At 33.6% G+C, this 14,767-nt stretch carries 14 protein-coding genes and 1 other annotated feature; all 14 genes read left to right on the forward strand.

Annotated features, from left to right (window positions below; translation table 11 throughout):
- Positions 1–8 precede the first annotated feature (8 nt).
- The 14 genes from WKS98_RS05560 to WKS98_RS05625 all read left to right on the forward strand — a co-directional run bounded on the left by WKS98_RS05560 (position 9) and on the right by WKS98_RS05625 (position 14,764).
- Positions 9–758, forward strand: a complete 750-nt coding sequence (locus tag WKS98_RS05560; RefSeq protein WP_498917609.1) for a vWA domain-containing protein — start codon at positions 9–11, stop codon at positions 756–758.
- Entirely contained in the window at positions 746–2,551 is a 1,806-nt protein-coding gene (locus tag WKS98_RS05565) for a PP2C family serine/threonine-protein phosphatase (protein WP_498917611.1), read from the forward strand. The genes WKS98_RS05560 and WKS98_RS05565 overlap by 13 nt, the downstream gene beginning before the upstream one ends.
- Before the next feature lie 20 nt (positions 2,552–2,571).
- Positions 2,572–2,883: a hypothetical protein gene (locus WKS98_RS05570; protein WP_498917612.1), complete on the forward strand. Its 312-nt coding sequence runs from the start codon at positions 2,572–2,574 to the stop codon at positions 2,881–2,883.
- Complete coding sequence (locus WKS98_RS05575) at positions 2,876–3,625, forward strand: hypothetical protein (protein ID WP_498917614.1); 750 nt, start codon at positions 2,876–2,878, stop codon at positions 3,623–3,625. Before WKS98_RS05570 ends, WKS98_RS05575 begins: the two co-directional genes overlap by 8 nt.
- 12 nt (positions 3,626–3,637) lie before the next feature.
- On the forward strand, positions 3,638–4,936 hold the full coding sequence (locus tag WKS98_RS05580; RefSeq protein WP_498917616.1) for a type IV secretory system conjugative DNA transfer family protein: 1,299 nt from the start codon (positions 3,638–3,640) through the stop codon (positions 4,934–4,936).
- 194 nt (positions 4,937–5,130) lie between these two features.
- Positions 5,131–6,198, forward strand: a complete 1,068-nt coding sequence (locus tag WKS98_RS05585) for a hypothetical protein (protein WP_498917618.1) — start codon at positions 5,131–5,133, stop codon at positions 6,196–6,198.
- Positions 6,199–6,272: 74 nt separating this feature from the next.
- Positions 6,273–6,517, forward strand: a binding site (T-box leader).
- Between the two features lie 56 nt (positions 6,518–6,573).
- Positions 6,574–7,728, forward strand: coding sequence for an ABC transporter substrate-binding protein (locus WKS98_RS05590; RefSeq protein WP_498917619.1), 1,155 nt, complete (start codon positions 6,574–6,576; stop codon positions 7,726–7,728).
- A 218-nt stretch (positions 7,729–7,946) separates the two neighbouring features.
- Entirely contained in the window at positions 7,947–8,384 is a 438-nt protein-coding gene (locus tag WKS98_RS05595) for a hypothetical protein (protein ID WP_498917621.1), read from the forward strand.
- Between the two features lie 151 nt (positions 8,385–8,535).
- Positions 8,536–9,741, forward strand: a complete 1,206-nt coding sequence (locus WKS98_RS05600) for a DegT/DnrJ/EryC1/StrS family aminotransferase (protein ID WP_498917623.1) — start codon at positions 8,536–8,538, stop codon at positions 9,739–9,741.
- Positions 9,731–10,420, forward strand: coding sequence for a sugar transferase (locus WKS98_RS05605; protein ID WP_498917625.1), 690 nt, complete (start codon positions 9,731–9,733; stop codon positions 10,418–10,420). Before WKS98_RS05600 ends, WKS98_RS05605 begins: the two co-directional genes overlap by 11 nt.
- Positions 10,404–11,654 carry a glycosyltransferase family 4 protein gene (locus tag WKS98_RS05610; protein WP_498917627.1) on the forward strand — a complete coding sequence of 417 codons (1,251 nt, stop codon included), beginning with the start codon at positions 10,404–10,406 and terminating at the stop codon, positions 11,652–11,654. The genes WKS98_RS05605 and WKS98_RS05610 overlap by 17 nt, the downstream gene beginning before the upstream one ends.
- 16 nt (positions 11,655–11,670) lie before the next feature.
- A complete protein-coding gene (locus WKS98_RS05615) occupies positions 11,671–12,861 on the forward strand; it encodes a DegT/DnrJ/EryC1/StrS family aminotransferase (RefSeq protein WP_498917629.1) in 1,191 nt (396 codons plus the stop codon).
- The gene (locus WKS98_RS05620) at positions 12,854–13,429 is read left to right on the forward strand and encodes an acyltransferase (RefSeq protein WP_498917630.1); all 576 of its coding nucleotides are present in this window, start codon (positions 12,854–12,856) and stop codon (positions 13,427–13,429) included. Before WKS98_RS05615 ends, WKS98_RS05620 begins: the two co-directional genes overlap by 8 nt.
- Before the next feature lie 3 nt (positions 13,430–13,432).
- Complete coding sequence (locus WKS98_RS05625) at positions 13,433–14,764, forward strand: nucleotide sugar dehydrogenase (protein ID WP_498917632.1); 1,332 nt, start codon at positions 13,433–13,435, stop codon at positions 14,762–14,764.
- The last annotated feature ends 3 nt before the right edge of the window (positions 14,765–14,767 follow it).

Raw genomic sequence — 14,767 nt, forward strand, 5'->3', positions numbered from 1 at the left:
GAAAAATTATGGATGATTTTTTACTCAATGAAGAAATACCTAGAAAGATGATGGTTCTATTTTTTTTAATAGACACCTCGGGATCGATGGACGGTACAAAGATAGGAGAGGTTAACTCAGCAATTGAAGAAATACTTCCTGAGTTGGCAGACATTTCTGATTCCAATCCTGATGCAGAAGTCAAGTTGGCTATACTTTCATTTGATAATGAGGTACGATGGATAACTCCTGAAACAGGTCCAGTAGACCCGGCTGTCTATGTGTGGAGAGACTTAGATGCCTTTGGACTTACAAATATGGGAGCAGCCTTTGAGGAGCTAGAATCAAAACTACATGCTGACAAGTTTATGAAATCAGCAACATCCTCCTACGCCCCAGTTATATTTTTGATGTCTGATGGAGTTCCAACAGATGGAGATGAAAAATTCCTATCAGGGCTAAATAAATTAAAGGCTAATAAATGGTTCAAATCAGGTATAAAGGTAGCTCTTGGTATAGGAGAAAAAGCGGACCTTGATGTCCTAGAGTCCTTTACTGGTAACAGAGAAGCTGTGCTTCAAACAAATAATGTCAAACACTTAAAGTCTATGATACAATTCGTGTCTGTAACTTCATCACAAATAGCTAGCCAATCTGTATCTGGCGGTATAAAGGAAGATGGCACTGTCAAAACAAAACAAGAACAAATCCAAGAGCAAATCCAGGATTTTGTTACAGACAACCTAGATGGTCTAGATGACGATGAATGGGATATCTAAAAGCTATGGCTGGGTTCTATTCATATTCCTATACAACTTTAGGAGGAAGTCATAAGAAAAGAAACAAACCATGCCAAGACTCTTCATCTGATTATACATGTGATGAATTCGCTATAATAGCTGTATCTGATGGCCATGGATCATCCAAGCATTTTAGGTCAGATATAGGGTCTGAGTTTGCAGTAAAGGCTAGTATAGACGAAGTGAGGAAACTAATTGAAAATGATTTTGAACTTGCAAACTTCAAAGAAAATTCTTCTAAAATAATTGAAGAGCTCATAGGAGCTGTATATAAAAGATGGATAGATGATATATCAAACCATATGACAGAAAATCCTTTTACTGAGGAGGAAATACCAAAAGACCTAGACAAGTCTACAAGAGAAAAGTTTTTTGGGACTCTTTATCCAAACTATTATATTTCAGCCTATGGTGCAACCCTCATGCTAGGTCTAATGGCAGATGAATATTACTTTGCCTTTCACATAGGTGATGGCAAGGCTGTGTTTTTGTATGAAGATGGAAAGATAGACCAATCCATACCTTGGGATGAGGCTTGCTATATAAATGTAACCACATCATTATCTGATTCAAATGCTGTAGATAATTTTAGATATTGTTATGGATATAAGACTGATGGTGAAAAATTTGTAGAAGTTGGAGTAGAAAAAAACGGAAAAACTAAAAAAGCCCAAAGTGTAATTGATAATTTGCTTTCAAATGATAATCAAGGCCCAGTGTCTATAGAAAATGTACCAGAAGGTAAAAATAGAAAAAAAACTGAAAATATAAAACCAAGACTTATGGCTATTTTTATGGGCTCTGACGGAGTTGATGACTCCTATAGGGTCGGAGACAATGAAAAAAGCCTGAAGAATCTTTATAGGAATGTCTATTTGACCTTGATGAAAAAAGAAAAAATTGATGAAGCGAAAGAATCAATATACCAGGTTGCTGATAAATTTGCTGAGTCAGGTAGTCAAGATGATGTTTCTATGGCGGGCTTGGTTAGGGTTGAAAAAAATGATGAATTGATAGATCTTTTTCATAAGCAATACCTAGAGGCAAGACAGGCTAAAGATTTAGAAAGAAAAAATGAAGAGCTGGAAGTAAAGTCTTATCATCTTTCTCAACTAGAAGGCCTTTATAATGAGAAAAACTCTGAATATACCAAAAGCAAAGATGCTTTAAATAGAAATATTGAGGATAACACAATAAAAATCAGAGAAATAAAAGAGTCATATAGGAACTTTGTCAAAAAAAATGAAAAAGATAAGGCTCAAGAGTGGGAAAAATATAATGATTTTCTATTAAAGATGTCTGAACAAATCAAAGAAAAAAATCGAGAAATAGAAAAATATAAACAAGAAAAAGACCAAGAAGTAGATGACGGTCAAAAAGCCTTAGAGATAAAATATTTTGACGGTGGAGATATTCTAAGCCTAAAGGTACTAGCGGGTCTAAGCAAGTATAAAAGCTCTAATTTGTTCTATATTTCACCAGACGAAAAAAGATATAAGAAAAACATGAAGGCCATTACCGCCTACAATAAAAAAATAAAAAAAAGAAAAGATGCTTATGATTCTAAAGTAGAAGAATTGGAGGAAAAAGACAATGCCTTTCGAAAAAACTCTGAAGAAAAGATTTCAGACCTAAAAGAAGAACAAGATAAAGCTAAGGAAAAATTAAGCTTACTTATGGAAAATGAAGCTAAAGATATAGAGGCTCTAGAAGAAAAAATAAATAAGCTTAAAGATGAAATAGCGACTTTGAGAGTTACATCAGAAAATTAGAAAAAATTATAGGGGTTATTATGGATAAGGAAAAAGCCATTGACATGATAGCAAAGGACATGTCGATAAGTAAAGAAGATGCGCAGAGAATGTATGAAAACATGGGAAGCTTCTCCGATGGGTTAAAAAAAGTAGTTATGGATTATTTCAATGGAGAGAAAAAAAACTATAGCTATAAAGGAGTATCCATAAAGGATATAATGGAAAAGGAAAATGCATCCTATTTAAATGCGATTTTTTCAATGGACTTATTGATGAAAAATCCAGAAATGCTACAATTTTATGATAAGTTTACTTTCAAAAAAGATAGGGTTATAGGTAAAAATGATTGATTTTAATTCTCTGAGTAAACAAAATTGGCAAAATATGACCTATGACCAAAGGTTAGATTTCTATCAAAGGCTAGAAAATACTATGGCTGCTAGTCAAAATAGGCCAGCAAGGCTTGTGGCACCTGTAAATATGCCGCAAAAAAATATAGCTGGTTATTATTCGGCAGCAGATCCTAGTAAAATCGCCATCAATAAAAGTTTGATTATGCAAGATGATAGGCGCTATGACAACTGCGATACAATTATCCATGAGGGTAGACATGCCTTCCAGGATGATTGCATAGTTGGCAGGGCCTATATTGGAAATATTGATGATGTAAACAAAATTAGCGATTGGCAAAAAAATTTTGACCAATACCAAGAGCCTAATGGTATGAATTCTGATGTCAAATATAGGTTTCAACCAGTTGAAATAGATGCATATGAATATGCTAATAATGAGTTTGACAAGATGAGTCAAAATGTCAAAGATATGGACCTTTACGATTATAAACATACCAGGAACATGGAAAATAATTACTATAGGCTAAAGGCAGAACAGGTCTATGGAAAAAACTATGAAGAGAAAATTAAAAATGAAATAAACTCTTCCTATGAGCAAAAATATAGAAACAATTATAATAAAGACCAGGATTTTGATTTTTTATCTGACAGGGAAGATAGGCAAAATAACATCCAGCCAAAGGCTAATGAGCAAGACAAGGGTCAGGATAAAGATTTTGGCCAATCTTATGGTTTATAATAGGAGCATGTGATGTCTTTTAAAATTTTATACGGGTCTAGTGTTGCCTATAATCCGATTGTAACAAATAACAATTCGAATTTTCTAAAATTTGATGGAGAAAAAGATGGAAAGAGGGCGAGCTTTACTATGTCTGAAGACCAATTATCCAAGCATTTACTCATGCTTGGATCAACTGGTTCCGGCAAGTCCACCCTTTTTTTTCATATAATAAAACAAATCAAATCCCAAATGACAAAAGACGATGTTATGATCATTTTTGATACCAAGGGAGACTATATACAAAGGTTTTTTGAAAATGGTGATTTGTTTATAGATAATATTACAGACACATCTTCAAAATGGAACATTTTTAGGGATATTTTAGCAGACGGTTCAGACGATGAACATATAAAGCAAAATTGCAATGAAATTTGTAAGTCACTTTTCAAGGAGAGGGTCAAAAATACAACTAATGCCTTTTTCCCAAATGCTGCTAGTGATGTTTTATCTTCTATATTATTATCCTTAACTAGGGCAGGTATCAAAGACAAGAATATCAGAAAAAAGATGTTTTATAACAATGAACTGAGAATCCTCTTAGATTCTTGTGATGAAAATAAGGTTAAAGCAATGCTATCTAACCACAAAGACTTGGTAGCAGTCAATTCTTATATTTCCTATCCTGGTCCACAAAGTCAGGGCGTACTTTCAGAAATGTTTTCTGTAGTTAGAGATATATTTGTGGGAAACTTTGCTAAAAAAGGCAATTTTTCTATAAGGAATTTTGTCAGAAACAAGGGAGGAAAAACTTTGTTTATAGAATATGATTTGGCTAAGGGCAATTCCCTGACTCCTCTATATAGGCTATGTTTTGACCAGGCCCTCAAAGAAGCAATGTCTAGAAATCAAAAAAACGGCAATGTTTATTTGATTTGTGATGAATTTAAGCTTATACCTTTACTAGAGCATATAGAAGATGGTGTCAACTTTGGTAGAAGTTTGGGACTAAAAATCTTGGCAGGCATACAGAGTATAGAACAATTAGTAGATATATATGGCAAGTCAAAGGCCATGAATATAATGGCAGGTTTTTCTACGCTTATTTCCTTTAGGACAAATGACATGGCTTCGAGGGAATACGTCAGCAATCTCTATGGAAAAAACCTCATTTTAGAAGATTATCAGAAATCAGACTTTACTATGGTTGAGGAAAAAAGATTGGGGCATACAGTAGAAGACTGGCATCAAAACTCTCTGCCAATAGGCCAAGCCATTGTAGGCCTTCCTTTCAGCCAACCATTTATATTTAAGTTTGATGATTTTAGGTAAGAAATGATTTGGAAATTAATTAATTATTTAAAGAAGAAAAACGTAGACTATAATAATAATATCAAAAAAATGTAAGAAACTATAGGTATATTTCTTTTGATAAACTTTTTGAATACAGTTCTAGTGCTAGTAACTTCGTTGTATCTGGTGCTAGTAAAAATGAAAGAAATGCTGCTATTAAGGCTTATATTTCTATGCTAAAAAATGATAATATTCCAGTAATTTTATTACACAATTATAATTTAGACTTGGAAGATGAAATCCTTGCTAATTATAGCAATTCAGTTTTGTTTTCAAGAAGAAATTTAGGACAAATTCAAAACCAAGCCAGTTATAATCCTTTTATAGACAATGATTATAGTCTTATTTCAACAATATTATCAGATGTTGGTAAGAAAGATTTTAATTTATCTAGCTCTACAAGCCTGTATTTTGAAGGCATGGCTAAATATTTAATGATCGCTGGAAGAAATCCATCCTTACCAGCTTTTTTTAAATGTCCTCATGGAAGTTTGGCCTCTAGGGTTCAAGATGGAGTCAACAAAGGACAAATAAGTCCACAAGTAGGACAAGATCTCCAATTTTATTTAGCTTCTGGGAACAAAGAGCTTGGAAATATCAAAATATTTTTAAATAAACTCCTAGCTGATATGAGACCGATACTTGGCAACCATCAATCAAAAAAACAGGAATCGTTAATGTCAGCTTTAAGTAAAAGATACGATGTTATAAGTATTGACTTACTTAGTTCTTCAGAATCACTATATTCAAGACTTTTAACATCAGAGTTAAATGAGCTTTATAAGTATGGGGGATTTGCTGTAGTAATTGATGATATATCTTTTACTAAGGGGGAAGTTCTCACAGATATAATTTCAAAACCAAGACCTAATACTGGTTTCATGATGGCAGAATCAGATTTTTTCTCAGCTTGTGCCAATGACACGCAAATTTATGAATCTATCTTGGGACTTTGTCATAATTATTTATTATTCAACCATCCGTCTGGTATATCCAGGACAAAATGGGCAGAATTTTTTGGCAAATATGATAAAACAAAAGTCTCAGAGGCAAGCTCGTCAGGTATCAACATCCACAAGTGGTCACAAATTATTCCAGGATTTAGCAGCACAAGTACACTTTCCTACTCAGAAGACAAGGAATATATTCTAAATCCAGAAGATATAAAAAATCTAAGCAGTGGAGAATTTTATTTTTTTGATGGCTATAATTCTAGATTGGTAAAGGGATGTGCTATTTAATTCCTAAATGAATTTAATAAAAGAATTTCAAAAAAAGCTTGACAAAAAATTCTAGCAGTGTATAATGAACACATATAAATGCAAAGAAATGGAATATTATAAGTGAACAAATCTTTTCAGAGAGATATTGGCAGGTGAGAAATATCAAGATAGTCCTTAAAACTAGCCATTGAGCAGCGCACTGAAATTGTTAGTAGGTGTAGCCGGGAACTCCCGTTACAGAGTTATTCATTCAATTGATATAAGTGCATCGTTCGATGAAGAAGAGTGGTACCGCGGAGTAGGTTATAAATTTATAATACAACCCTTCGTCTCTTTTACCATAGGTAGAAGAGACGGAGGTTTTTTTCTGCCTAAATTATTAAGGAGGAAAAAATGAAAAAGAAATTTGTAGCAATTATTGTAGCGACAAGTGTTATTCTTGCATCTTGTGGAGTTAATGGGGAAAGAGAATCTACTAAAGTAGATGATAATACCATTAAATTTGGATCTAGTTTTCCACTAACTGGTCAATATTCTAATTATGGAATTTCAACTGTAAATGGAATAGAAATGGCCATTGAAGAAATCAATGCGAATGGTGGAATTAAAGGTAAAAAAATAACTTTAGAATCATTAGATGATAAGGGAGAATTAACAGATTCAGTAACAACTTATCACAAATTAGTTCAAAATGGAGCACAGGCTGTAATTGGAACAAACACTTCATCACCATCATCTGCAATTGCAGAAGCGTCAATTAATGATGGTATACCAGTTATTACACCTACTGGAACTGAAGAGGCTATTACCGAAGGAAAACCAAATGTATTTAGAACTTGCTTTACCAATCCATACCAAGGAGAATTATTGGCAATTTTTGCAAAGGACAGTCTAAATGCTAAAACTGCAGGTATTTTAGTAAATACAGCCAGTGACTACTCAACTGGGATTGCAGATTCATTTGAAAAAAAGGCAGAAGAGTTAGGAATTAAAGTTGTGAAAAAAGAATCCTATGGAGAAAATGATACTGATTTCAAGGCACAACTTACAAGTATAGCTGGCAAAAATCCAGATGTTTTATTAATACCAGACTATTATGAAAAACTATCTCTAATTACACCACAAGCAAGGGATGCAAATATAAAATCTACTTTCTTAGGTGGAGATGGATGGGATGGCATACTAAAGACTATGGATTCATCAAGCTATGACATTATTCAAGATTCCTATTTTACAAATCACTTCTCTATAGAGGACACTGGCAGTAAGGTACAAGAATTTATAAATAAATATAGGGAAAAGTACGGAGAAGATCCTACTGCTTTTTCAGCATTAGGTTATGACACAGTTTATATTTTAAAAGAGGGATTTGAATCTGCTAATTCCGATTCAAATGAAGATAGAAACGCAGCAATTAAATCCTTAGAATTTACTGGAATTACAGGTTCCTTTAAATTTGATGAAAATAATAATCCTAGAAAAGCAGCATCAATTATGAAAATTGATAACGGAAAATACAAATTTGATTCCATAGTTAATCCTAGATAGATATATTTATAATCTCGCAATTTTTTTTGGAGATATGAAATTTTAAATTAATAAATTTTAACTAAGCCATTGTTAATTATAACGATGGCTTCTATTTTTTTGTAATTATTTAAGATAGCAGTTTTAAATTAAAAACATAATAGCTAATAAAAGTATATTTATTAAGCTTAAGCCTTCGTTGGTGGTATAATTATTTAAAGCTGATTAAGGGGGGGAAGATGAAAGAATATAAAAGAATCTACACCGACCAAAGATTTAGCCTTCATGATGCAAATATTATTGACATAGATTTTGACCTAGACTGCCATGATCTAATTTTAAAAACACAATATGGGTTTGTGGATATTAATAAAAACGAGATGGTAGAAGGGAAAATTATTTTAAAGGAAGTTTCTCTAGAAGATTCTTATGTGTATATTATGGAGTACAAAAATGTTTTAGCGGGGAATGTGGGAAGTTTTGTTGGAGAGAAAATGGATTTACAAAATTTTATTTCTGCCTTTTATACGAAGTTTAAAAACATTGATGTGGTTTCTGAGTACGACTCTTATAAGACCTATTTATTAACTGGATTTTTATCTCGAGGGAATGAGTATCTTGAAGTTAATATTGAAATTTTTTATCATGGAGACTTTTTGTATAGGGTTAGTCAGTAGGGCTAAAATTTTTTATTAATTTAAATTAACAAAATAGGAAAATAATGCGTTAATTTGATATAATAGAAATGTTGGATGTAACAATGTAATTTTTGAAAAAAACAGCTTAAAAGCTTATACTATAGTGTAGAATTAATTTATGGAGGGAAATATGAAGATTGATTTTTCACCACCGGATATATCTCAACTAGAAATTGATGAAGTTGTGGATACTTTAAAGTCTGGTTGGATTACAACTGGACCTAAAACAAAAAAACTAGAAAAAATGATTACTGAATATGTAGGAACAGACAGGACAGTGTGCCTTAATTCTGCTACGGCGGCACTTGAACTTAATTTGAGACTGCTTGGCATAGGAGAGGGGGACGAAGTTATTACTTCAGCATACACCTACACTGCGTCTGCTTCGGTTATAGATCATGTTGGAGCTAAGATTGTACTTGTGGACACAGTTCCTGGAAGCTATTTTATGGACTATGACAAGTTAGCTGATAGTATAAATGAAAACACCAAGGCTGTAATTGGTGTTGACATTGCAGGAGTTCCTGTAGATTATCATAGAATTAGAGGTATTTTAGAAGAAAAGAAAAATCTTTTTAAACCTGCTAACAAAATACAAGAGGCCATGGGTCGTGCTGCACTTGTAAATGACGGTGCCCATTCATTTGGATCAATTTATTATGATGAAAAGACAGGCTACTACAGCGACTTTATTTCATTTTCATTCCACGCAGTAAAGAATTTTACTACCGGGGAAGGTGGAGCGTTATCTTGGAATACCATTGATGGCATAGATGACGACGAACTTTATAATGAGTTACAACTTCTATCCCTACATGGTCAAAACAAGGATGCGCTTTCAAAGATGAAACTTGGTGCATGGGAATATGACATAGTAGGACCATATTACAAGATGAATATGACTGACATTATGGCTGCCATTGGACTTGCCCAATTTAAAAGATATGACTCTTTACTTGCTAGAAGAAAAGAAGTTGTAAAAATATATGACGACATATTAAGGGACGCACCTGTGGAAACTCTGAAGCATGTGGGAGAACACTATATAAGTAACTGCCACCTTTACCTGGCAAGGGTAAATGGAATTAAAGTGGAAGAAAGAAATAAGATTATTGAGGAAATGGCAGATAAGCAAATAGCAACAAATGTCCACTACAAACCACTTGCCATGATGACTGCATACAAGAACTTGGGATTTGACATTAAAGACTATCCAAATGTATATAAGCAATATGAAAATCAAATCACACTTCCTCTTCATAGCAGACTGACAAATGAAGAAGCTGAATATGTGGCTAAGAGCTTTGTGGAAATAGTAAATAAATATGCAAAATAAATTAAGCCCAGAAGCTTTTTCAAAATATATTGATGAACGTCTTAAAAAGAGAAGATTTTCACTTTTATTAAAGAGGTTCGTGGATATAATATTATCTCTAATAGGCCTTACAATACTTTTAATTCCATTTATTATTATAAGTGTTATTATAAAGCTTACATCTAAGGGACCAGTTTTTTACAGGCAGGAGAGAATAAAAAAGGGCGATGTACCCTTTAGGATATTCAAGTTTCGAACCATGGTTCAAGATGCGGACAAAAAGGGAATGTTAATAACCGTCGGAGAAGATAAGAGGATTACGGGAATAGGAAAGTTTTTGAGAAAATCAAAGATTGATGAACTTCCTCAACTCATAAATGTGTTTATTGGTGACATGAGTTTTGTCGGACCACGTCCAGAAGTGCCAAAGTACACTGCACTTTACGATGGATATCAAAAAAATATTTTAAAAATTCGCCCAGGCATTACAGACCTGGCATCTATAAAGTATAAAGATGAGGCGTCGGTTTTGGCGAAGAGTGAAAACCCTGAAGAGACTTATATAAATGAGATAATGCAGGAAAAGCTTAGGATAAATCTTGAGTATATTGAAAAAATTTCGGTTATACAGGATATTAAGTTGATTATTATAACCATATTAGAAGTAATAGGATTTGAAATAAATGAACAAGAAGATTAAGAATATTTGGATTATAAATCATTATGCAGATCCACCGAATATAGGCAAATTTAATAGACATTACAATTTTGCGAAAAATTTGAAAGATTGTGGATATAATGTTAAAATATTCACAGCATCAACCATTCATACAACACAGATAAATATGATTTCCAATGATGCCACATATAAAGAAGATAAATTTGATGGCATAGATTATGTTTTTTTAAGGGCCATGTCCTATGAAGACAATGGAATGAAGAGGGTTTTAAATATGTTGCAATACTTTTTTAGAGCTCTTTTTATACCAAAGAGTTTTGGAAAGCCGGATCTTGTATTTGCTTCTGGACCGCATCCTCTAACATGGATTGCGGGGTATAGACAGGCAAAAAAATACGATGCCAAGTTTATTACGGAGACGAGAGATCTTTGGCCTGAAACCTTTGTGGCCATGGGCAAGATGACTAGGAAAAATATAATTGCAAAAATTCTTTATAAGATTGAAAGGTGGATGTATAATAAGTCAGATATAATTCTATTCACACTGCCAGGTGGTATAGACTATATTAGAAAGATAGGTCTTGATACTTCAAAGGTTCGCTATATAAACAATGGAATCGTGCTTAAAGATTACGAAGAAAACAAGAAGAACTTTGAGTACGAAGATGAAGACCTTTCAAATGAAGAAAATTTCAATGTGGTATTTAGCGGAGCCATTGGTAAGGCCAATGACCTTGGTAGGGTTATTAGAGCTTTTAAGATAATTAAAGATAGGGGCTACAAAGACATTAAGTTTTTAATCTTTGGAGACAAGGGCGAAAGAAAAGAACTTGAAAAGTATGTGAAAGAGAATAATATTGATAATGTAATTTTCAAGGGCTGGGTAAATAAGAGGCAAGTGCCTTCCATATTATCACAGTCAAACCTTCAGGTACTATCACTTGCCCACCTACCAGAACTATTTAAATATGGACTTAGCCCAAATAAATTGTTCGAGTACCTAGCTTCGGGAAAGCCAGTTATATCAAATGTTGAATGTGGCTATGACCTTTTGAAAAAATATAACTGTGGACTAACGGTTCAAGGGGACAGCGAAGAGGCTATGGCAGATGGTATAATTTATTTTTATAAGTTATACAAAGAAGAGCCGGGGAAATATTTACAATACTGTGAAAATTCATTAAAGGCTGCAAAGGACTTTGATTTCAAAAACTTATCAATGAAGCTGGTTGAAGTTATTGAAAGCCTTGAGTAAAAATGATGGAGGATCAATGAATATATCATTAATAGATTTAAAGAGACAATACAAAAACATAGAAGAAGAAGCAGAAGAGAGAATTCTCGACGTTTTGAGAAATGCCCAATATATTATGGGAGAAAATGTTAAGAAGTTTGAATCTGAATTTGCTAGATACATTGGAGTTAAGAATGCCATTTCTGTAGGCAATGGAACAGATGCACTAATTATTGCCCTAAAGGCACTGGGAATTGGCCATGGAGATGAAGTTATCACCACAGCATACACATTCTTTGCCACTGCAGAAGCCATAGCATATGTGGGAGCAACTCCAGTATTTGTTGATGTTGAACTTGACACATACAACATCGACCCAAAACTAATTGAAGAAAAGATTACTGAAAAGACAAAGGCTATTATAGCTGTTCATATATTTGGTAATCCATGTAAGATGGATGAAATAAATGAAATTGCAAAGAAGCACAATCTATATGTGGTAGAAGATGCGGCGCAAGCTGTTGGATGTATCTACAAGGGTGAGATGATTGGTACATTATCCGATATCGCATGTTTTTCATTCTTCCCAACTAAAAACCTAGGATGTGCAGGAGATGGTGGAATGTTAACAACAAATAACGACGACTTAGCAACCATTATTAAAGCACTAAAGGTTCATGGATCAGGTGAAAATGGATTAAAGGCATACAACCTTTTAAACAACATTGACGAGGAAGTAAAAGTTGATGAAACTGCTGACAATACCGTATATAATCCATTAAAATACTACAATTATATTATTGGACAAAATTCCAGACTAGATGAAATACAAGCCGCACTTTTAAGAGTTAAGCTTACTCACCTAGAGGGCTGGACTGACAATAGAGTTAGGGCTGCAAAGAGATACAATAAAGGACTTAAAGGCAAATTGGTTACACCGACAGAGGAAGAAGAGTCAAGACATGTGTATCATCTATATATCCTTCAATCTGAAAAGAGAGAAGAGCTTACAAACTTCCTAAAGGAAAAGGGAATAGCAACTGGTATTTACTATCCGGTACCAATGCATCTACAAGAAGTTTTTAAACCACTAGGATATAAACCAGAAGATTGCAAAAACGCATACTATTTATCACAAAGAACTTTTGCCCTTCCAATGTTCCCAGAAATAACAGATGAAGAGATAGACTATATTATTAAATCTGTTTTAGAGTTCAATCATGAGTAAATATTTTGTGCACGAGTCGTCATATGTTGACGAAGGTTCAATAATTGGAGAAGGAACAAAGATTTGGCACTTTTCACATATTATGCCAAATTGTGAAATCGGTAAAAACTGCAACATTGGACAAAATGTTGTTATTTCACCGGGAGTTAAAATAGGAGACCGTGTAAAGATACAAAACAATGTGTCTGTGTACACTGGTGTTTGTTGCGAGGAAGGTGTGTTCTTAGGACCTTCCTGCGTATTCACAAATGTAATAAATCCACGCTCCTTAATTGAGAAAAAAGATGAATATAAAAAGACGCTTTTAAAAAAAGGAGCTTCAGTTGGAGCAAATGCCACAATAATTTGCGGTAACACAATTGGACGATTTGCACTTATTGGTGCCGGAGCGGTCATTACAAAAGACGTTAAAGACTACGAAATTGTAGTTGGAAATCCTGCAAGGCCTATTGGTTATGCATGTGAATGTGGAGAGAGGTTAAAAAAATATCAAAATAATATGTACAAATGTGAAATTTGTGGTAAACTATATAAGTTAGAAGATGAATTTTTAAGAGAGAAGGAGTAAAAAATGTCAAACATTAAACAAGAACTATTACAAAAAATAGAATCTAAGGAATTAGTAGTAGGGGTTATTGGCCTAGGATATGTTGGTCTACCTCTAGCAGTTGAAAAAGCTAACGCAGGCTATAAGGTAATAGGTTTTGATGTACTACCTGAAAAGGTAAAAATGGTAAACGAAGGACACAATTACATAGGTGATGTAGTTGATGAAGAATTAGCAGAATTAGTTGAAAAGGGAATGTTAAGAGCAACAGATAACTTTGCAGATGTTGCATCATGTGACTTTATCGCCATTGCTGTTCCTACACCACTTGATAAATATCAACAACCAGATATATCATATGTTGAAAAGTCAACAACAGATGTATCAAAACACTTAAAGAAGGGTTCAATTGTAGTACTTGAATCTACAACATACCCAGGAACAACCGAAGAACTTATGTTACCTATCCTTGAAGAAGGTTCAGGATTGAAATGTGGAGAAGATTTCTTCCTAGCATTCTCTCCAGAAAGAGTTGACCCAGGTAACAAGATTTATAAAACTAAAAACACTCCAAAGGTAATTGGTGGTGTTGGAGAAGACTCTACTGAAGTTGCAGCAGCTCTTTACAGAAATGTACTTGAAGGAGAAGTATTTACAGTTTCTTCACCTAAGGTTGCTGAAATGGAAAAGATATTAGAAAACACTTATAGAAATGTTAACATCGGTCTTGTAAATGAATTTGCTCTAATTGCAGACAAGATGGGAATAAACATTTGGGAAGTTGTTGATGCAGCAAAGACAAAACCATATGGCTTCCAAGCTTTCTATCCAGGTCCTGGAATTGGTGGACACTGTATCCCACTAGATCCATTCTACCTAACATGGAAGGCAAAAGAATATGACGCTCATATGAGAATTATTGAAGCATCAGGTTCAGTAAACGACTATATGCCTGAATGGGTTATAGATAGATCATTAAGAATATTATCAAAGAAATTCAAAAAAGCTTTAAACGGAGCAAAAGTTTTAATCTTAGGTATTGCATACAAAAATGATATTGACGACCTAAGAGATAGCCCTGCGCTAGTTGTTATTGAACAATTTGAAAAAGAAGGAGCTAACTTAGATTACTATGATGGATATAATCCTTCATATATTGATCAAAATGGAGAAACAGTTCATTCAATCAAAGAACTTACTCCAGAAGTTGTAGCTTCATATGACCTAGTTGTTATTACAACAAACCACTCAAATGTTGACTATCAAATGGTTGCAGACAATGCTAAATTCATATTTGATACAAAGTATGCAACAAGAGAAGTAAAGGACAACAAGAATAATATCGAATTATTATAATCG

The organism is Lagierella sp. ICN-221743 (assembly GCF_037890055.1).
Lineage (GTDB): Bacteria > Bacillota > Clostridia > Tissierellales > Peptoniphilaceae > Mediannikoviicoccus.